A 20,101-nucleotide genomic window follows, 5' to 3' on the forward strand; every position below is an offset into this window, starting at 1 on the left:
CCAGTGTGGCAGCGGCGATCAGGATGGCGTCGGTCGCCTCGCGAGGACCACGAGGGCCGCAAGAGCGATCGAGACGGGCACAGCGACAGCGACCGCAGCCACTGCCGGCCCGATGGTCGGTTGGATCGCACCGGTGCGGGCGACGCCGATCGCTGCGGCGACTCCGACGATCTCGATCAGGATCCGCCGGGATGAGTCGACCCGGACACGATCACCGAGTCGGTGCGTGACCAGCAGTGTGAGCGACGTGAGGGCGAACGGCCAGAACGAGAACCAGGCACCCACGGTCGCGGAGTCCCGGCTCGTTGCACCGTAGAGCCCGGCGGCCAGGACGACGCCGGCCTGGACCGCGACGACGGCGGGCCCGAACGGCCGACGTGCCAGCAGTTCGAGCACGAGCACGACGCCGAGCGCCACTCCCACCTCGTCCATCTGATCGGTTTCGGGCACGCAGAGGAAGATCGACGCGGCCACACCGATCATGACCGCCGGGACCTCGCCCGGCAGGACCACCGATGGCCACGTCAATGACCGTGCGCTGCGAGCCACGATTCCAACATCAACACGCTCCACAGCCGGTCGTCACGGTTCCGGCGGCCCCTGAGATGATCGGACCAGGCGGTCGCGACGACATCGCCGGAGATCCAGCCGCGTTCGACACAGGTCGGCTTCGCCAGGAGGTCCTCGGCCCACGTTCGCAAGTCGGTCCGGAGCCAGGCGCCGAGTGGGGGGTCGAAGCCCATCTTGGGTCGCGTCGCGATCGACGCGGGGACGAGGCGCTCCGCCACGTCGCGCGGCACCTGCTTGCCGACACCGCCTGCGACCTTGACCGAGGTCGGTTGACGCCACGCCCATTCGAGAACCCGATGGTCGAGGAAGGGCGCACGAACTTCGAGCGATGCGGCCATGCTCGCCCGGTCGGTCTTGACGAGCATCTGGTCGCACAGGACGGAGGACGTGTCGGCGAGCATCATCCGCTCGACTGCGTCGAGTTCGATCCCCGGGTCCGGCGAGAAAGGCCGGTGGGGCGTCGGCGTCAACGCGTCGACGGGCCACACGCCGGCGAGCGCCTCCCAGGTCGACCCGTCACCGCGATCCGCTGCCATCAGTGCCGCGAACTTCTGGGCCTTGTCGCCGGGGTTCGGGATGCGCCGGAGACCGGGGACGAAACGCGCGGCGCCGTCCACGACCGTCGGCGGAACGGACAGTGCGAGTCGCGCGAGGCCGCGGCGAGCGAACTCCGGCAGGCGTGCGGTGCGGCGTTCGACCGCCGAGCCGAGCACGTGCCGGTTGTACCCGGCGAAGAACTCGTCGCCCCCGTCGCCGCCCAGGCACACCGTGAGGCCGTCGCTCGCTGCCGAACAGAGCAGCAGGTTCGGCAGCATCGAGGGATCGCCGAACGGTTCGTCCCACACGTGGGGCAACTGTGGGATCCGCTCGAATGCGTCGGAGGCCGACAGGTGGAGCTGGTGGTGATCCGTGTCGAGATGTGTGGCCACCGCTCGGGCGTGATCGGATTCGTCGAAGCCGATGTCGGGCATCGACACCGTGAACGTGACCAGTGATCGATGGCCCGATGCCCGTTGGGCGAGGGCGGCGACCACGGAGGAGTCGATGCCGCCGGAGAGGAACGCTCCGAGCGGGACGTCGCTCTCCATGCGCAGGGCGACGGCATCAGCGAGGAGTGCCTCGAGTTCGTCCGCTGCTCGGGTGGGTGTCGTGTCCGTCCGGTCGCCGACTGCTCCGACCACGGTGTCCTCGAGCGACCACCAGCGACGCTCGGTGACCTCGTGGCCGTCGGCGTGGACGGCGATGTCGAGTAGTGATCCCGGGGCCAGCTGCAAGACGTCGCGGTAGATCGTGTGCGGGTGGGGAACGAACGACCACCGTAGCAACGCGGTGACGCTCGCATCGTCCAGTTCGAAGTCGACGTCGGGGAGCTGGCGGAGCGCACGCAGTTCGCTGGCGAACGCGAGTCGCCCCTCGCGATGCCACCAGTAGAGCGGTTTCTCCCCGAACCGGTCGCGGGCGATGACGAGCCGGTCGTCGACGGCGTCGAACGCGGCGAGGGCGAGCATCCCATTCGTTCGTTGGAGCGTGGCATCGACACCCCAGGCGTCGATCGCCTCGACGAGCGTCTCGGTGTCACTGTGTCCGCGGAAGTGGGCACCTTCGGCCGAGAGGTCCGTCCGGATCTGGCGGTGGTTGTAGATCTCGCCGTTGAAGGTCACGATCCATCGGCCCGAACGGGAGACCATCGGTTGGTGCCCGGCGTCGGAGCGGTCGATGACGGCGAGTCGGCGATGGCCGAGCACGCAGTTGGGTGAGACGGCAACGACACCGGATCCATCCGGCCCACGATGCGTCAGCGTTCCGACCATCGATTCGACCAGAGCGGTCGCCCGTTCAGTAGAGCCGAGGCCGGTCCCGACGATGCCGGCTATCCCACACACACGTGCCACGCAGCCATGGTGGGACTGTAACGGTGAGACCGGCAGCGCTAGCGTCTGCCCTGTGGCGATCCGTGTCCTGTGGCTCGTCAAGGGTCTCGGACCGGGCGGCGCCGAGCATCTCTTGGCGTCCGCTGCCGAGTCGCACGACCTCACCCGGTTCCACATCGAGTGCGCATTCGTCGTGCCCGAGAAAGACCATCTGGCAGAGCGCCTGGAGCAGGTCGGCGTCCGATGCCACTGCCTGTCGCAGCATTCCGGCGACACCGCATGGCCGAGGCGTCTCCGTCGACTCGTGGTCGACGGCGATTGGGATGTCGTCCATGCGCACTCGCCGTTGCTCGCTGCCGCCGGCCGGCTCGCGGTCCGGTCGATACGCGGCAACCGTCACCCTGCGCTGATCTCGACCGAGCACAACGAGTGGAACACGTTCGCCCGTCCGACTCGGTTCGTCAATCAACTCACGTCTCGACTCGACGACGCAGTGATCGCAGTGAGCGACAGCACGCGACGGTCCATGTCGATGGAGGCGGCGGCACGTACCGAGGTGCTGCATCACGGCGTCGACGTCGCGGCCGTCAGTGCGTTGAGTCGTGAGCGCGAAGTCGTGCGTTCCGAACTCGGCATTCGCTCCGACGAGTTCGTGATCGGGACGGTCGCGAACTACCGGGCGCAGAAGGACTACTCCAACCTGCTCCGGGCGATGAGAACCCTGATCGATCGCGGCATCGAGGCACGCCTCGTCGCTGTGGGCCAGGGGCCGCTCGCATCGAAGGTCGAAGCGCTGGTGCAGACACTCGAACTCGGCGACCACGTCGTGCTCACGGGACACCGCACCGACGCGACTCGCGTGATGGCATCGTTCGATGTCTTCACGCTGGCCTCGTTCCACGAAGGCCTGCCGGTTGCCCTGATGGACGCATGCGCGCTCGGGCTCGCTGTGGTCGCGACCACCGTCGGCGGAGTCGCCGACGTGTGCACCGACGGCGTCGACGCGCTCCTCGTCGAGCCACGCGAGCCCAATGCGCTGGCGTCGGCATGGGAGCGCCTTCACAGCGACCCGGAATTGCGGATCACACTCGCAGCGGCGTCAGCCGAACGGGCCGGCTCGTTCGACATCGGGCGGACCGTCGAACGGATCGAAGCGTTGTACGTGCAACTGGCGAACCACGGGAAGATGCCGGCTCGACGTCCACCGGAACCGCCAACGCCATCGGACCGGGTTCGTGTCGGTGGCAGTTCACCGGCGAGGCGAGAGTTCACGATCCGCGAGGCGACCGATGTCGACCGGGCGTCGATTCTCGGGCTCGGTCGAAAGGCCCTCGGTTGGCCGGACGACGATCGGGTCGACGAACTGTTCGCGTGGAAGCACGACCGCAACGCATTCGGGCCGTCGTTCGCCTACGTGGCGGTGGACGACGACGACGTGATCGGTTTCCGTGCATTCATGCGCTGGCAGTTCCGGCGCGACGGCGAGATGCTCGACGCTGTGCGCGCCGTCGACACGGTCACCGATCCTGCAGCGCAGGGCCGAGGCGTCTTCCGCTCGCTCACCATGCACGGCCTCGAGGAGATCGGTGGGGCCGGCGTCGACTTCGTGTTCAACACTCCGAACGACGCGAGCCGGCCCGGCTACCTGAAGATGGGTTGGCGTGACGTCGGGTCGCTTCGGGCGGCCGTCAGGTTCACCGGTCCTCGGGGAGCGCGTCGCGCCGCGTCGAGCCGGGTTCCGGCCGAGTTGTGGTCGGTTGCGAGCGACATCGGGGAGCCGTTCGACGACTGGTTCTCTCCGGACTCAGCGCTGCCGGACGCAGCGTGCGACGGTCGCACGCTGTCGACCGCATGGACGCACGACCGACTTCGTTGGCGGTTCGGAGGCGACCTTCTCGACTACCGGGTCATTCCCGGCGCGCAGAGCGGGACGGGCGTGGTCGTACGCGAACGGACGAGAGGGTCCGCCTCCGAGCTGGTCTCACTCCTCGCGCTCGGAGTCGATGCCGGCGAAGCAGATTCGATCGTCGGTCGCGCGGTGCGAGGGACCGGAGTCACCCACGCGCTGCGGTTGGGGAAGGCGTCGCCACGGAACGGGTTCGTCCCGATGCCGGGAGCGGGACCCGTGCTCATGTGGAGGTCGCTGGGGATGAGCGCCTCGCCGCCCCTGGCGAACTGGGAGCTGACGATGGCCGACGTCGAGCTGTTCTGATGACCGCTCATTCGAACGAGCAGGCGCTGCGGGTGTTGGTCGTTCTGACCTCCGATGCCCGCCGCGGCGCCGAGATCGAAGGCGAGCGACTCGCGAGAGAGCTCGCGGGCGGCGACATGGTCGCAGACGCCGTGGCTCTTGCCCGGGCGGAGTCATCGGCACCGCTCGACGTCGAGACGCTCGGACGTTCGACGCTCGCGCTCGGAACGCTTCGCGCACTGCGTCGTCGCGTCCGAGATGTCGACGTTGTCATCGCGTTCGGGTCGCGGGCATTGCCAGCGTGTGCGATCGCCACGCTCGGATCCCGGACACCGTTCATCTACCGGAGCATCGGTGACCCGTCAGCGTGGGCGCACACGGGGTGGCGCCGCCGACGGACCGGATGGCTGATGCGTCGTGCGGCTGTTGTCGTCGCACTCTGGCCCGGCGGTGAACAGGCGATCCGAACGCTGTACGGCGCGGAACGAACCGTGTCGATCCCGAACGCCCGGTCGGCGGAGGAGTTCCATCCCCCGGAACCGCAACAGCGTGAAGCCGCACGCGAGCGCCTCGACGTGAAGGCATCCGACCGAGTCATCCTGTGGGTCGGGTCGATCACCCCCGAGAAGCGACTCGGTCTCGCGATCGACGCGGTTGCATTGTTGTCCGACGAGCACCTCCTGCTCGTCGTTGGTGATGGTCCACTGCGCGACGAACTCGAGGAGGAGGCGGCACGAGCGCTCGGCGGTCGCTGTCGTTTCCTGGGCACGCTCGCTGACGTACGCGAGACGTACTGGGCTGCCGACGTGGTGCTGTCGACCAGTTCGACCGAGGGAATGCCCGGAGTGCTGATCGAAGCTGGCTTGTGCGGAGTACCGGTCGTGGCCACATCGGTCGGCGCAGTGACGTGGATGTTCGATCGCGGCCAAATGGGGACGACGTGCGGTGTGGACGAGTCCGCTCGTCGGATCGGCAGCGCGATCGTCGAAACCATTGAGGCCGACGCCGACGAGGTGCCGAGCACGAGTGATGTGCCGGCGCTCTGGGGGTGGGTCAGCGCTGTGGCCGCCTGGGAAGAGGTGGTGTTGCAAGCACGAAGCCGTTGGTGACCTGGTTGGCATCGACGCCACGCGGGTTGCGTCCCAAGATCATGGCATCGGACGAGGGAAGATGAGGGCTGTGCGACGACGTTGCGAACGCTCCGCGTCACGCCGTGGACAGCGAACGCAACCGCTCGAACCGATCGAGCGATTGCCTTCGCGTGTCGTGGAACAACTTCACGCCGTCGGCTGCGACGCCGAGAGTCCTCATGGCATCGTCATTGAAATGATCGACCTGGACCCGTTACCAACCACCATGGCCACTGGCCGCCGTGATTGGCCCCGCTTTGCCGCTGCCGACTCTAGGTTTGGGACGATGTTCTCGCCGTCTTCGTCCCGCGCAGGTGGATGATGCTGGCCGACCCCCTGATCACCGTCGTGATTCCGACCCACAACCGGCCCGTCGAGACCCTTCGCGCTGTGCGCAGCGTCCTCGGCCAAGGTGAGACCGACTTCTCGCTCATCGTTGTCGACGATGGGTCGACAGACGACACCGTGCAGGTTCTCGGAGCCGTCAATGACCCTCGCCTCCGCGTGAAACCTCGCCCACATTTGGGAGTGTCGGCCGCACGCAACCACGGCGTTGCGTCGTCGCAGTCCGAGTACGTGACCTTTCTCGACAGCGACGACGTTGCGCTCGAAGGCTGGTTGAAGGCGTTCGTGACGAGTGCTCGGTCGGGTGTTGATCTGTTCTCATGCGGTGTTGAGTATCTGTCCGAGGGAACGGGCGCGGCGGAAATGGTTGCTCCGGCGAATTGTGGTCCCGCCTTCGATGACGTGTGTGCGCTGTTCCAAGCGGGTGCTTACATGGTCCGCCGGAGCACCTTCACGTCAGCAGGAGGGTTTCCCGAGGGTCTCAGATTCGGGGAGAACTCCGATCTCGGTATGCGAATCGGAGCACTCATTGCATCGGATGATCTGATGGCTGCCTCGATCCCCGACCCACTCGTGAGGATTCACCGTAGCGACCGCGTCTACGACGCCGAGGAGAGGTTCGATTCAGCGACACGGCTGCTGTGTGCTTCGTACGACTTCATCTCGAAGGACCCTTCGCTCCTCGCGTCGCACTATGCGATTACCGGTGTGGCTGCATCCAGACTCGGCCATCGCCGGCAGGCGCTCTCGAACCTGGCGCTCGCCGTGCGCCATCATCCGACCGAATGGCGGCACTGGGGTCGGTTGGCCAGAGCGGCGGCTCCGAGAGCGCCTCGTCGCAGTCGAGGCACCGATGACTGAGAAGAACTCACCGGGCTTGGTCGAACTGCTTCGTCCGCCGCTCGCCGGCCGTCGGCGCCAGTTGTTCGGGGTCACGGCGACCGCGCTGGGAACCGGGGTGGCCGAGGCCCTCGCACTCGTGATGGTGACGCGAATTGCCTTCGCTCTGTCCCAGGGCAGTGATCGAGTGTCGCTCGGCGGGGGTCCGGTCGTGATCGACCTCACGATCGTCAATGGACTGTTGCTCACCGCAGCGGTCATCCTCGTCCGTGGCGGTGCTCAGACGTGGAACGGGCATCAGGCGGCGCGTCTGGTCACGGACGTGCTCGCTGCGGCTCGCAAGGAGATGGCGTCCGCGTATCTCCACAGCAGCTGGTCGCGCCAATCACGGGAACGGGGCGGTCGGCTCCAGGAACTCCTGACCACCTACGTGTCCAGGGTGTCGACCGTGGTGGATGCGATCACCAAGGGGATCACGAGCGGATTGAGCCTGCTGGCGCTCGCAGTCACCGCACTGCTCGTGAGCCCGATTGCGGCGGTCGCGCTGCTCGTTGCGGTGCTTCTCTTGGGCTTCACCTTGCAGCCGTTGAGGCGCCTGGTTCGACGGACGTCGCGTGGCTCGGCTGACACGGGACTCGACTTCGCGACGGAGATCAGCGAAGTCTCGGGGTTGGGGCAGGAGATCCAGATCTTCGGAGTCGAGCACACCGTCAACCAGCGGGTGGATGACGTGATCGTTGCCAACAGCCGGGCGCTACGACGCCAGTCGTTCGTGGCGTTCCTCTTCACGCCGATGTACGCGACCGTGCTGCTGCTTCTGCTGGTCGGGGCATTGGGAGCGATTCGTGCGTCGGGGACCGGAGACCTCGCGTCGCTCGGTGCGGTCATGGTCATGATGATCCGATCACTGGCCTACGCACAGTTGGCGCAGGCGGTGTACGGGACACTTCAGGCGAGCCAGCCGTACCTGGCCGATCTGTCCGAGCAGCTCGATGCCTACCGTTCGGATGCGGTGGACCGCTCCGGCATCGACAGCGCCGACTTTGAGTTCGTCGAGTTCCGAGATGTCGGGTTCTCGTATTCGCCTGACGGCTTCGGACTGACGGATGTGAATTTTCGGGTCGACGTGGGCGAGAGCATCGGGATCATCGGTCCGTCCGGGAGCGGCAAGTCCACGCTCGTCCAACTGCTGCTTCGGCTCAGAACGCCCACGTCAGGCTCGATCTTCGCATCAGGCGTTCCGGCGAACGAGATCGCCATCGATGGATGGCGTCGACGCGTGGCCTTCGTCCCACAGGACGCAAAGCTGATCAACGGGACGATCTCCGACAACATCCGATTCTTCCGACCCGAGATTCCTCCGGAGCGCATCGAGGCGGCGGCGCGTGCGGCGAACATCCATGACGAGATCGTTGCTCTACAGGGCGGCTACGAGGCCGTCGTCGGTGGAACGGACCTGCACCTGTCAGGTGGTCAACGGCAGCGCATCTGCATCGCCCGAGCCTTGGCGACCGATCCTGACCTGCTGGTCCTCGACGAGCCGACGAGTGCGCTCGACGCGAGATCCGAGGCTCGAATCCGCGAGACGCTCCACGCGCTTCGTGCCGATGCTGCTGTCGTCATCATCGCCCACCGTCTCTCGACTCTGGATTCGTGCGATCGGATCATGGTCGTGCAGGACGGCAGGATCGTTGCCTTCGACCGACGAGAGGTACTCGAACAGTCGAGTGAGTTCTACCGCGAGGTCCTGGAACTCTCGGGCTTGGTCCCAGCGGGCAGCCATCGTGCGTGATTCGACGAGGCAGTGGGCACGGGAAATCGCTCGGACCCGTCACGCCTACCTGCCTTCGTTTGCCGCGGAGCACGTCGCCGAAGTCGCTCGGCTGGCGAAGGAGCGCGCCGACCTCGTGAATGCACGAGGTGATGGAGACGTGTGCTGGGTCGACGAGCATGACGGCGAGCCACTGGTCACGGTTCGTATTGCCACCCGCAATCGGCCGGACGAACTGGTCGAACGTGCGCTGGCGTCAGCGACGCGGCAGACCTATGAGCGCCTGGACATCCTCGTCGTCGGAGACGACTGCGATGAACGAACCGCAAGAGCGGTTGCGTCCATTGCCGACGACCGAATCCGGTTCGTCAACCTGCCGGTGATGGGTCGGTATCCGGAGTCCGGCGTGGATCGCTGGCGAGTCGCCGGATGCAAGCCCATGAATGCGGCCCTCCTGCTCGCCGCTGGCTCGTGGATCGCTCCGCTGGACGATGACGACGAGTTCACCCATGACCACGTCGAGGTTCTCCTGAACCACGCACGGCGCGAGCGATTGGAGTTCGTCTGGAGCGATACGGAGCAACTCTGTTCCACGGGTGTTGTCGGTCGCATTGGAAAGAATCGAATGGAAAGGGGAGCGACGACGCACGGTGCCGTTCTGTACTCCGCCGGCCTGTTCTTCATGGAGTATTCGGCCACTGCGTATCGGCTGCATGAACCAGCGGACTGGAACCTCTGGAAACGAATGAGTCTGATCGGCGTACGTATGGGCTACTTGCCGACCGTCACCTATCGGTATTGGCAGGCCGGGCCTGATCAGTATCCGGGAGCGGCGGGTTGACCGCGCACTCGGAGGCGTCGGCGCTGGTCACGCATCGGGCGATTTCAACCCACATGACACCGGCGCCTCCGTACTCGGCCTCCGTCGATTTGGCCTGAGAACCGAGCCTCGCACGCAGTAGTGGCTCGTCGAGCAGACGTTGGATCGTTCGTTTGACTGCGGGTGGGTCGTGGGGCGGCACAACGAGCGCCGTCACCTCATCGGTCGCGTACTCCCGCATCGCTGGGGTGTCGGTGACGACGCATGGCTTCCCGAGAGCCATGGCTTCGAGCAGCACGGTTTGACCCGAGGGATAGGCGCGAACGTGAGTCGGAACGACCACGATTGTCGCATCGGCGAGGAGTTGCAGATACTGGTCCCGCGGCAGCGAGTGGCGGTGACGGATCTCTGCGGGAAGATCGATGTTCTCCACCTGCATCGCACGAGTGACGAGTTCGACCTTCCAGCCTGTCCCTCGCACGGCGTCTGCCAGAGTCCTCCAGTCGCGGCCGAGGTCTCGCCCCACCGCGACGATGGTTCCGGATGAGTCCGAGACGTCGATCTCGGCGAGCTCGTCGAGGTCGACACCGAAACGGACGGACGTGATTCGGTCGCATGGAATGCCGAGCCGAGCTTCGAGCACGTCTCGCTGATTCTCCGAGAACACGACGACGTGGTCGACGGCTTTGTACAACTGGCGATAGAGGCGCTGCCTCAGCGGCGACTGTGTGGCGACTTCGGTGAGCCAACATGCGATGACGATGAGTGGTGGGTGCCAGCGTCGACTGATCCGACGCCACAGGGCCAGGCCGTGCGCCTCGCTCTCGAACATGGCGATGGTCGCGACGGCGTCACGACGAAGCCGACGCGTCCGCCATGCCTGCGAGAACGGCACCGTGAGTCCTTCGAGGCGGCGGACCAGGGAATCGAGTCGAGACGACCTCTGCTCGTCCGACCAGCGCAGCGAGAATCCACTGCTGGCGAGCAGGTCGATGCGGTACGGGAGCAGATCGGTCGTTCGGGCGGGGCCGTAGCGCGGTGACTTCAGGAGCGCGATGGTGGGCTCGGTACTCTGACTTGCATGTCGTCGCCGGTCGCGCAACCACCCGGTCATCACGTGGCTGAGCGTATGGCGGGTTGCTGCTGATGGGAGTCGACAGGATCACGGTGCCCAACCGCAGTTCGATCGGCGCGCCGTGACGGCTGCTCCCGAGACTTGGCGACCGAAAGTACTTCTGGTTTCGCATGAGGCCTCACGCACAGGCGCTCCGCGTGTCGCCGTCGACCTCCTCACTGCCTTCGAAAACGCCGGTTGGGAGCCCGTCGTGTGGCACCGGTGGGGAGGCCCGCTTCTCAGCGAACTCGATGCCAGAGCCTCGAAATCGGTTCGCCAGCCGCTCAACGTCGTTCGCGCCCGACTCCGCCAAGTCGGTCCGCTGCGCACGTTTGCGAGACGCCTGGATCGATGGGGAATCCGACGGACGATCGCGCTGGTCGATCCCGATCTCGTGTGGTGCAACACGACGGTCACCGCCGGTGTCGCCGTCGCCTCGTTGGAAGCCGGTCGGTCGACTGTGCTTCACGTCCACGAGACAGCTGAGTGGGCGCGAGAGAGGATCCGTTCGGCGGATCCGATCCTTCGTTCCGCAACTCTCGTTGCGTGTTCGGACGAGGCGGCACTCACCGTCTCGGACGCGCTGGGCATCGGCGTGGGCGGGGTATCGGTCATCACATCAGCCGTCGACACGAAGGCGATCCGTTCGGCCCGTTCGTCGGATGACCGATCAGTCGCTGAATCGATTGTGGTCGCATGCGGCCGAGGCGTTGCAAGCAAAGGCTTCGACCTCTTCGTGGACGCCGCCCGACTTGCCGAGGCGGGCGGGTGTGACGCGCGGTGGAGATGGATCGGGGCAGTTGATCCAAAGTTGCCCACTGGACGAGTCGAGGTGGCGGGAGAGAGCCAAACCGCGCTGCGCGAGATCGCTGCGGCCGCGGTCTTCGTTCTTCCGAGCCGGAATGATTCGTTTCCTCTGGTCGTTCTCGAAGCGATGGCACTCTGTCGTCCCGTCGTCACGAGTGATCTACCCGGGCCGGTCGAGCAGGTGGGCGATGCGGGAGTCGTCGTGCCGCAGGAGGATCCCGCTGCGTTGGCGGCCGCAGTGATGGCTCTGTTGGACGACCCGGACCGCGCCGCCGACCTCGGACGCCGAGCTGCCGAACGCTGTGCCGAGCGCTGGGACGTCGCTCGATTCGCTGACTCTGTCCACGACGTGCTGGACAGTTCAGGGACGGTACGGCAGCAACGGCCGATCTCGGTCGCGCACGTCGTCACCGGTGTAGCGGCGGGAGGAGGAGTGCAGACGGTCGTCCGTGACTTGGCAGTATCAGCGTCGCCGATGTCGCTCACGACACACGTGATCACGACGCGACCGGCGGAGCGCAGCGGAGATCTGGGTGCGCTTCCGATCACGTTGCATCCGCTCGACTACGTCCGGGGCGGGTATCGACCGATCGATCGACTCCGTCTCGCCTGGGGAGTTGCTCGGCTCGTTCGACGCATCCGTCCGGACGTCGTTCAACTGCACAGTGGGATCGGCTGGCTCGGAATCGTCGCACGGTTCACTGCTCCTCGCACGCCGTTCGTCTTGGAAGTCCACGACGCTCCGGGCTCGGGTCGTCACAGCCACTTCACCGACATGATGGAGGGGTGGTGGGTGCGCCGCCTCGGCGTCACGGCGATCTGTCACTCGACCTCGGTGCGCGACGAGGTCAGAGCCAGTTGGCGGCCCGGTGAAGGGAAGGTCGTCATGTTCCCACTCGGTGTCGACACCGACTTGTTCTCCCCGATCGACCATGGTGAACGTGACCGATGGCGATGCGAAGTCGGTGTCCAGGACAGCGACGTGGTCGTTCTCGCCGTCGGGCGGATCGTCGAATCCAAGCGCTTCGGTGACGCCGTGGAAGCGGTTGCTTCGGCGGATCGCCTCGGGACGCGGGTCCATCTCGTGGTTGTGGGTGGGGGAAGTGAGACGATGGAAGCCGAGTTGCGGGATCGCGCCGAGGAACTGGGGGTGTCCGACCGGGTACACCTGATCGGACCCCGTTCCCGCAGGGCGTTGGCCGATGCGTACGGGTCGGCCGACATCGTCCTCTCTGCGTCGGGTTACGAGGGGTTCGGACTCGTCGTCGTCGAGGCCATGAGCGCCGGAGTTCCCGTGGTGGCGACTGCTGTCGGAGGTGTGACGGACCTCATCGACCCGGACGTGACCGGCCTCCTCGTGGACGTTGGTGACGTCGGTGCCATGGCCATGGCACTGCAACGTCTCGCTGAGGACGATGAACTACGACTCCGGATGGGAGCAGCTGGCCGGATCCGTAGTCTCGAGAAGTTCAGCATGGGGGTGGCCACCAGGAACTTCGTGAAGACGTATCGAGAGTTGGCGAGACGATGAGTACCCGTACGTTCGTGACGTCGGTGAAGCACAGCGTCTTCGAGTTCGTCCGTAGCCGATCGGATAATCGGATTGTTCGGCGCCTTGCGCATGCGTGTCAGGTGTTCCTCAAGGCCTATCGGAACAACGACCACAACGCTCGGAACAACGGCGAAGCCGTCTACCTCTTGAAGGTTCCGGCCGGTGAGTTGGCGTGCGTGGTCGATGTCGGTGCGCACCACGGGGAGTGGGCCGCACTGGTCCGAAACGCCCAGCCCGAGGCTGTCATCCACTGTTTCGAGGTCACCCCTGGAAGCGCCCGGGAACTTGTTCGTGCCACCGACGGTGATGACCGAGTCGTCGTCAATGCATTTGGGCTCGGCCGGATCGATGAACGTCGGACGCTGTTCCTCAACGAACACTCGTCCGATCTGAACTCGCTCGTCAGGCACGCGGACCATCGAGGGACGGACATCATGGTCGAGATCCGGACCGGCGACAGCTACGTGAGCGAACATGCCCTCGCGCACATCGACCTTCTGAAGATCGACACCGAAGGTCACGACATCGAAGTACTGCGCGGTTTCTCAGAGACCCTTGCCAAGGGTGCGATCACGATGGTCCAGTTCGAATACAACGAGTGGAACATCCACAGCCGTGTCCTGCTCGCCGACTTCTACGATCTCCTCGAGCCGCTCGGCTTCACCATCGGCAAGGTCAAGCCCGATCGAATCGAGTTCATGCCGTACTCGACGGCGGAGGAGACCTGGGTCGGGCCGGCGTGCGTCGCGGTCCTCCGCAGTCGCCAGGACCTGATCGCTCGACTGTCGTGACGGGTCGGGGCCCGATGCGGGTGGTGGTCGTGATCGACTCTCTCGGCCAGGGCGGAGCCGAGCACTCACTCGCAGCGATCCTTCCGGGAATGCGCGACCTCGGGATCGATGTGGAGTTGGTGTGTCGTTACCGAGCCGACAGCTATGTCGAGCAGCGACTCGTCGATCAAGGTGTCGCCGTCACCACGATGCCGAACGCGGCGCCACTGTCTGCCATGCGTTGGCTTCGTCGGTACGTCAGCTCGACGGCGCCGTCGCTCCTCCACCTCAATCTGTTCACACCGACAATGATCGGATCGATGGGAACGATCGGGACAGGCGTTCCCATCCTGATCAGCATCGTCAGCACGCCCGAAGCACGTCGGCCGGGCGTCGCCACCTGGAAGCTGCGTGTCGTTACAGGGGCCGAAGGATTTGCGACGCGTCATCTCTGTTCAATGGTCCATGCGGTGACCCCGGGCGTCGCCGACTCGGTTCGCCACGAGTTTCGGGTTGCCGAACGCAAGATCCGAGTCGCCGAACGCGGCCGGGACGGCTCACGATTCCGGCCAGCGCACGAAGGCGAGCGACCGACGATTCGGGACGATCTCGGAGTCGATGGTGCGACGGAACTGGTGGTGGCCGTCGGACGCCACGAGCACCCGAAGGGGTTCGACGTGCTGTTGGACGCTGTCGAGATCCTCCAGGCGGACCGCCCGGGCTTCGTCCTCATGATCGCCGGACGCTCCGGACAACAGACGGCAGCGATGCGAGTCCGAATTGCTGCCCTGAGGCGGCCGGAAGACGTACGGATTCTCGGCGACCGTCGCGATGTCGACGAGATTCTGCGCGCTGCAGACGTGTTCGTCCTGTCGTCTCGACGCGAAGGGGCTGCGGGTGCTGCGATCGAGGCGATGGCGACGCGCCTACCGATCGTGGCGAGCGATCTTGCCGGCCTGGTGGGAATCTTGGATGACAATCGCAACGCTCTGCTCGTACCGATTGAGGAGCCCGCCGAACTTGCTCGCTCGATCGGACAACTCCTCGATGATCGCAACCTCGCAGCAACGCTCGCAGATGCTGGTCACTCCACCTTCGTCCAGCGATTCGGGCTCGATCGGGCCACTCGGTCGATGGCGGCCCTGTACACCGAGGCAGCGGCGAAGTCGCCGGTCACATGGCGTTCGTTGCTGCCGTTCTCGCGGTGGTGACATTCAGCCGGTACCCGACATCACCGCACGACGCGAAGGACCGCCGCCGAGGGCAGACGGCGTGACAGGACTAGCCTCGCGTCGATGTCCGGAAGCCGACCGATCGATGCGTTGAGGCGCTTCTGGTGGGTCGTTGCGTTGTTCGGAATCGCCGGTGCGGCGGTCGGGGGACTGCCTCAGCCGCAGACGGCCGCCGACGCAACGGTTCAATGGACCGCGAGCCACACGATTCTGGTGTCGAGTTCCTCCGATGTCGGTTCGCTGTTCACCGATCCGCTCGCCTTCAACCAGCTGCAGCTGTTCGCCACGACGGGTCAGGTGCCCGCACGCGCAGCAGAGTCGATCGGCTTCGACGGAGCTCCGGCAGGGCTGGCGGCGCAGGTGGTGGTGACCGCGGACCAACAGAGCGGAGCGCTTCGGATCAGTACCACGCAGGCAACGCCCGACGAGGCCGTCGACGTCGCGGACGCCTTCGCCGACGAGCTGATCTCCTACCTCGCCGAGCGTCAGGACGAACTGCGCGAGACGCGTCTCACGTCGAATCTCGATCGCCTGACCGAACTCGAGACCGAACTGCGTGATGCCGAGGACCGGGCGGATCGGAGCCCCGACGACAGGGTGGCAACGGCCGAACTCGACGCACTCACGCGCCAGTACGGCGTGGTGTTCGAACAGTTCAACGTGCTCCAGGCCGATGTCGGCCAGCTCGTGCTGACCACGTTGGAACGCGCCGAGGCCGTCGCGATCACCGATCAGGGGCTCGGCGCCCCGCAGTCCCGAGTGGGGCGAGGGACGTTCGGCCTGCTCGCAGGTGTTGCGATCGGGTCCGCCGTCGCGCTGGTGCTCGCCCGATCCGACCGCAAGATCCGGACCCGTGCCGAGGCCGAGGCGGTCCTCGGACTCGAGGCGATCGTCACGATCCCGATGGTGTCCAAACACGACGTCTCGAGAGTGTCGGTGGTGCCCGATCGTCACGACGCCCTCTCCGATGCGTATCGCACGCTGCGGAGCATCGTCGTGTTCGCCGACGAGGAACGTGCGTCGGAGTCCGGCGAGGCGCCCGTCACGCTCGTCGTGTCACCTGGGTCGGGGGACGGCAAGACGTCGATCGCTGCGAACCTGACGGCGGCGTTCGCGGAGACCGGCGAGCGCACACTCGGCGTCAACACCGATTTCCGTCGACCGGCGCTGACGAAGCGACTGCTCGGATACCAGCCCGAACCCTTGGACCTCGGGCTGCGCGAGATCGAGGAGGCTCCGCTGGGGCTCGTTGCCAACCAGAGCGACACGCTGAACCTCTCGATCATCGACCTGTCCGGAGCCGGCGGCCACAGCCCGAGCGAGCTGGCTCGAACGTCGGCCCGTCTGCTGCCACGACTCGTCAAGGTGTCGGATCGCGTCGTCGTCGACACGTCACCGATCGGAGCGACGGCCGAAGTGCTTGAGTTCGTCCCCCACGCCCAGACCGTGCTCGTCGCCGTGCGGCTCGGCCACACGTCGATCGCGTCGGCCCGCCAGGCGATGGAGATGATCCGGGCCCTGCACAAGGGCGACGTCCTGCTGGTGATCCTCGGTGGTGGCGTTCGCAGCGACGGCTACTACTACAGCCAAGAGCACGATCGGGGGTCCAAGCCCGGCCGCTTCCGCCGCCGTGTGAAGCCGGCCGCGGACGTGCGCGAAACCGTGTCGGTCTGAACCGATCGTCGCGACCGGATGACCTTGGACCGTCGCAGCGTCTCGGCCGTCATCGCAGGAGTGATCGGCGTCGCAGTCGTCGGGCTGTCGATGAGCCGGTTGTCCTACGACATCTGGGGGGCGGTCGTCCTCGCCCCGATCGTCGGGTTCGCAACGGCTCCACTGATCAACCTCGGATTCCGGGATCGGTATCCGGAGCTGGTGCCGTTCATCTGGACGGGCCTCGGAGCGAAGTTGGTCGGCACGGTGCTGGGCTACTTCGTCCGTTTCGACGCCTACGGGGGCAACGCAGACGCTGGTCGCTACCACGATGCCGGTCGGTTGTTGGCCGCCGGTGTGCGCTCGGGCGAGCGTTCACCGGTTGCCGTGCTGCCGACCTCGACGGACACAGCGTTCATCGAGCAGGTCAACGGCCTCGTGTACGCGATCGTGGGGTCCAGCCTCGTGGGCGGCTTTCTCGTGTTCGCCTGGTTCAGCTTCCTCGGCACGCTGCTGGTGATGCGTGGCGTGCTCGACGCCGTCCCCGGGCTGGGCCGTCGCCGCTACGCCTGCCTGCTGATGTTCACGCCGAGCCTCATGTACTGGGGTTCGAGCCCGGGCAAGGAAGCCGTGATCGGGCTGCTGCTCGGCATGACGACGTTCGGAGCGGCGCAGCTGCTCGGTGACCGGCAGCGACGACGCGGGGCCGTGATCTGGTGCGTCGTCGGCCTCGGCCTGACGGCTCGGATCCGTCCGCACTTCGCCGCCATCTGGGCCGCCGCGCTCGTCCTGGCACTCGTCGTGAAGCTCGTGTCGGAGTCGCTCGGTACCCGACGTCGGGAACGCCGGCCGCAATCCAGGATCGCGATCGCCGTGATGATCGCCCTGGCCGTGGTGGGGTTCGCTGGCATCTCGATGGCCACACTCTCACGCCTCGACCCGATCGCCGAGGACACGGCGACCGAGGGCGCGCCCGAGTCGGTGACGGACCGGGTGAACAACATCTTCGAACGAACCGAGAACCAGACCTCGCAAGGTGGATCCAACTTCGAGACGGTGTCGATCGAGAATCCGCTGAACTGGCCGGTGGCAGCGGCGAGGACGTTGACGCGACCCTTGCTGATCGAAGCGCGTAGCATTGCCGAGATGTTGCCCGCCATCGAGACGACTGCGCTGCTCGCGCTGCTCGTCGTGAGCTGGAGTCGACTCCGAAGTCTTCCTCGTCTGCTGAGGCGTCAACCGTTCATGGTGTTCGTCGTGCTCGCCGTTCTGATGTTCGGCGTGGCGTTCTCCAGCATCGGGAACCTGGGCATCCTCGCCCGCCAACGTTCGCTGGTGCTGCCGCTGATGTTGGTCTTGTGGTGTCTGCCCGCGTCGATGCCCCGCCGGCACGACACGTCTCGCGTCACTCGGCCCGACGCTGCCCGATCCACGCCGAAGTCGTCGCCGGGAGTGTTGGCGTGATGTTCGTCCGTCGACTTGCAGCGTTGCTGGTGATGCTGTGTGCGTCCGTTTCGGTCGCGCCGGCCATGGCGAACCCGGTCGCGGCAGCTCTGCCGTCCACCGCGTACCCGCCTGACGAGCCGCTCACCGTCACCGTCACGAACCCCGAGGGGACGCCCGGCTACCCGGTCGAGGTCGTCATCACCGGATGCGTCCCCGGCGAACGAGTCGTCGTCACCATCGGCGGCCGCACCGTCGAGGCCACGTGCGATCCGATCACGCTCCAGGTGACCGTCACGATCCCGGCGCCCGACCAGCCGGGTGACTACGACGTCGTCGTCGCCTTCCCGGACCGGGCCGAGGCGACCACCCGCATCATCTCGATCAGGGTGCTCTCCGCCGGGGCGACGACGACCACACCGACCACGACGCCGACGGCGACCACCACACCGGCCGGACCCGCGACGACCGTGCCGGGCAACCTTCCGCGAACGGGCTCCGGCGGCGTCTTCGGCTCGCTGTGGGTGGCTCTGGTGATCCTCGTCAGCGGTGCGGGTCTCGTGGTCGTCACGAGGCTCAGGTCGAGTCGCGACGAGCGCTCGACCAGCCCATCCGGGCACACGTCGTCGTGACGGCGGTACCATCGCATCCCACATGACACATGACAACTCCCGGCGGGGCGCCCCCCGCGGCAGGCGTACACGATCCGATGACTCGCACGATCGTGACCACGTCAACACCTCGAATCTGACCTCCATCAATGCGCTGCCTCCCGTCGAGGCGCCGACCGGCTTCTTCGAACTCGGCGTTCCGGCACGCATCGACGACGGGCTCGCCACCTGCGGATTCGCGCAACCCTTCAACATCCAACTCGAGGCGATTCCGGTCGCCATGACCGGTCGCGACGTGTGCGGGCGGGCCAAGACCGGCTCCGGCAAGACGCTGGCGTTCGGCATCCCGATGCTCGCACGCATCACCGACAAGGCCGCTCCGATGAAGCCACTCGGCCTCGTCCTCGTGCCCACGCGTGAACTCGCCGTGCAGGTCGCCGAAGTGCTCCATCCGGTCGCCGCGCAGGCTGGCATGAAGGTCATCCCTGTCTACGGCGGCGCCTCACGTCACCATCAGGTCGAGGAGATGGCCAAGGGTGTCGAGATCGTCGTGGCCACGCCGTTGCGTCTGATCGACCTGATCAAGTCCGACGAGATCAGCCTCGACGACATCCAGATCGTCACCCTCGACGAAGCCGACCGGATGGCCGACGACGGGTTCACCCCGCAGGTCGAATGGATCCTGCGTCACACGGGCAACCGCAACCAGACCATGCTGTTCTCGGCCACGCTCGACGGCGACGTCGGCCACCTCATCCGGGCCTACCAGACCGACCCGGCGACCGTCGCGATCGACGAGACCACCGATACGACCGGCCAGATGAGCCACGTGTTCCTCGGCATCCACCACATGGACCGCGACAAGGTGATCGGTGCGATCGCCCGTGGCATCCCGAAGATGGTCGTGTTCTGCCAGACCAAGCGGCAGTGCGACCGGGCGACGGAGAAGCTGCAGGAACTCGGCGTCGACGCGATGGCGATCCACGGCGACCTCCAGCAGAAGACCCGTGAGCGCGTGATGCGTTCGTTCGCCGAAGGCAAGCTGCAGGTGCTCGTCGCGACCGATGTGGCGGCCCGTGGTATCGACATCGACGACATCGGCGCGGTCATCCACTACGAGCCGGCCAAGGACGTCAAGGACTACCTGCACCGGTCCGGTCGCACCGCACGTGCGGGTCGTGACGGTTGGGCGATCACGCTGTCGGAGTACAACCAGGTCACCCAGGTGCGCATCCTGCAGCGGATGATGAAGATGGAGCCGACCAAGCCGGTGGAAGTGTTCTCCAACGACCACCGCCTCCAGAAGCTCGAAGAGTTCGGCGACGACGTCAAGTTGTCTGCCTCGAACCCCAGCAACATGTAGGGCCGAGGACGCGTCGGC

16 protein-coding genes are annotated in these 20,101 nt (G+C 66.1%); 12 read left to right on the forward strand and 4 right to left on the reverse strand.

Going from position 1 to position 20,101, the window contains the following annotated elements; translation table 11 throughout:
• Nucleotides 1-18: 18 nt before the first annotated feature.
• Both ABJK40_RS14580 and asnB read right to left on the reverse strand, forming a co-directional pair.
• A complete protein-coding gene (locus tag ABJK40_RS14580; RefSeq protein WP_348479616.1) occupies nt 19-549 on the reverse strand; it encodes a hypothetical protein in 531 nt (176 codons plus the stop codon).
• A complete protein-coding gene (gene asnB / locus ABJK40_RS14585) occupies nt 525-2,618 on the reverse strand; it encodes an asparagine synthase (glutamine-hydrolyzing) (protein ID WP_348479617.1) in 2,094 nt (697 codons plus the stop codon). Before asnB ends, ABJK40_RS14580 begins: the two co-directional genes overlap by 25 nt.
• On the opposite strand from asnB, the gene ABJK40_RS14590 reads away from it, so the two are divergent.
• The 5 genes from ABJK40_RS14590 (at nt 2,515) to ABJK40_RS14610 (ending at nt 9,559) form a co-directional block, all read left to right on the forward strand.
• The gene (locus ABJK40_RS14590) at nt 2,515-4,653 is read left to right on the forward strand and encodes a GNAT family N-acetyltransferase (protein WP_348479618.1); all 2,139 of its coding nucleotides are present in this window, start codon (nt 2,515-2,517) and stop codon (nt 4,651-4,653) included. The genes asnB and ABJK40_RS14590 overlap by 104 nt on opposite strands.
• Nucleotides 4,653-5,741 carry a glycosyltransferase family 4 protein gene (locus ABJK40_RS14595; RefSeq protein ID WP_348479619.1) on the forward strand — a complete coding sequence of 363 codons (1,089 nt, stop codon included), beginning with the start codon at nt 4,653-4,655 and terminating at the stop codon, nt 5,739-5,741. Before ABJK40_RS14590 ends, ABJK40_RS14595 begins: the two co-directional genes overlap by 1 nt.
• Nucleotides 5,742-6,080: 339 nt before the next feature.
• The gene (locus tag ABJK40_RS14600) at nt 6,081-6,968 is read left to right on the forward strand and encodes a glycosyltransferase family A protein (protein ID WP_348479620.1); all 888 of its coding nucleotides are present in this window, start codon (nt 6,081-6,083) and stop codon (nt 6,966-6,968) included.
• On the forward strand, nt 6,961-8,739 hold the full coding sequence (locus tag ABJK40_RS14605) for an ABC transporter ATP-binding protein (RefSeq protein WP_348479621.1): 1,779 nt from the start codon (nt 6,961-6,963) through the stop codon (nt 8,737-8,739). The genes ABJK40_RS14600 and ABJK40_RS14605 overlap by 8 nt, the downstream gene beginning before the upstream one ends.
• On the forward strand, nt 8,732-9,559 hold the full coding sequence (locus tag ABJK40_RS14610) for a glycosyltransferase (RefSeq protein WP_348479622.1): 828 nt from the start codon (nt 8,732-8,734) through the stop codon (nt 9,557-9,559). Before ABJK40_RS14605 ends, ABJK40_RS14610 begins: the two co-directional genes overlap by 8 nt.
• On the opposite strand, the gene ABJK40_RS14615 is transcribed toward ABJK40_RS14610, so the two are convergent.
• Both ABJK40_RS14615 and ABJK40_RS14620 read right to left on the reverse strand, forming a co-directional pair.
• Entirely contained in the window at nt 9,504-10,652 is a 1,149-nt protein-coding gene (locus ABJK40_RS14615) for a glycosyltransferase family 4 protein (protein ID WP_348479650.1), read from the reverse strand. The two genes, ABJK40_RS14610 and ABJK40_RS14615, sit on opposite strands and share 56 nt — an antisense overlap.
• 967 nt (nt 10,653-11,619) lie before the next feature.
• Nucleotides 11,620-11,805: a hypothetical protein gene (locus ABJK40_RS14620; RefSeq protein ID WP_348479652.1), complete on the reverse strand. Its 186-nt coding sequence runs from the start codon at nt 11,803-11,805 to the stop codon at nt 11,620-11,622.
• An 87-nt stretch (nt 11,806-11,892) separates the two neighbouring features.
• On the opposite strand from ABJK40_RS14620, the gene ABJK40_RS14625 reads away from it, so the two are divergent.
• From ABJK40_RS14625 to ABJK40_RS14655, 7 genes are all read left to right on the forward strand, one after another.
• Nucleotides 11,893-12,990 carry a glycosyltransferase family 4 protein gene (locus ABJK40_RS14625; protein ID WP_348479651.1) on the forward strand — a complete coding sequence of 366 codons (1,098 nt, stop codon included), beginning with the start codon at nt 11,893-11,895 and terminating at the stop codon, nt 12,988-12,990.
• A gap of 101 nt (nt 12,991-13,091) precedes the next feature.
• Complete coding sequence (locus ABJK40_RS14630) at nt 13,092-13,802, forward strand: FkbM family methyltransferase (protein ID WP_348510331.1); 711 nt, start codon at nt 13,092-13,094, stop codon at nt 13,800-13,802.
• 29 nt (nt 13,803-13,831) lie between these two features.
• The gene (locus tag ABJK40_RS14635; protein ID WP_348479624.1) at nt 13,832-14,992 is read left to right on the forward strand and encodes a glycosyltransferase family 4 protein; all 1,161 of its coding nucleotides are present in this window, start codon (nt 13,832-13,834) and stop codon (nt 14,990-14,992) included.
• 84 nt (nt 14,993-15,076) lie between these two features.
• The gene (locus ABJK40_RS14640) at nt 15,077-16,687 is read left to right on the forward strand and encodes a hypothetical protein (RefSeq protein ID WP_348479625.1); all 1,611 of its coding nucleotides are present in this window, start codon (nt 15,077-15,079) and stop codon (nt 16,685-16,687) included.
• A gap of 18 nt (nt 16,688-16,705) precedes the next feature.
• Entirely contained in the window at nt 16,706-18,130 is a 1,425-nt protein-coding gene (locus tag ABJK40_RS14645; protein WP_348479626.1) for a hypothetical protein, read from the forward strand.
• Nucleotides 18,130-18,741: a hypothetical protein gene (locus ABJK40_RS14650; protein ID WP_348479627.1), complete on the forward strand. Its 612-nt coding sequence runs from the start codon at nt 18,130-18,132 to the stop codon at nt 18,739-18,741. The genes ABJK40_RS14645 and ABJK40_RS14650 overlap by 1 nt, the downstream gene beginning before the upstream one ends.
• Nucleotides 18,742-18,763: 22 nt before the next feature.
• On the forward strand, nt 18,764-20,083 hold the full coding sequence (locus tag ABJK40_RS14655; RefSeq protein WP_348479628.1) for a DEAD/DEAH box helicase: 1,320 nt from the start codon (nt 18,764-18,766) through the stop codon (nt 20,081-20,083).
• Nucleotides 20,084-20,101 lie beyond the last annotated feature (18 nt).

The organism is Ilumatobacter sp. (genome assembly GCF_039969435.1).
Classification (GTDB): Bacteria; Actinomycetota; Acidimicrobiia; order Acidimicrobiales; family Ilumatobacteraceae; genus Ilumatobacter_A.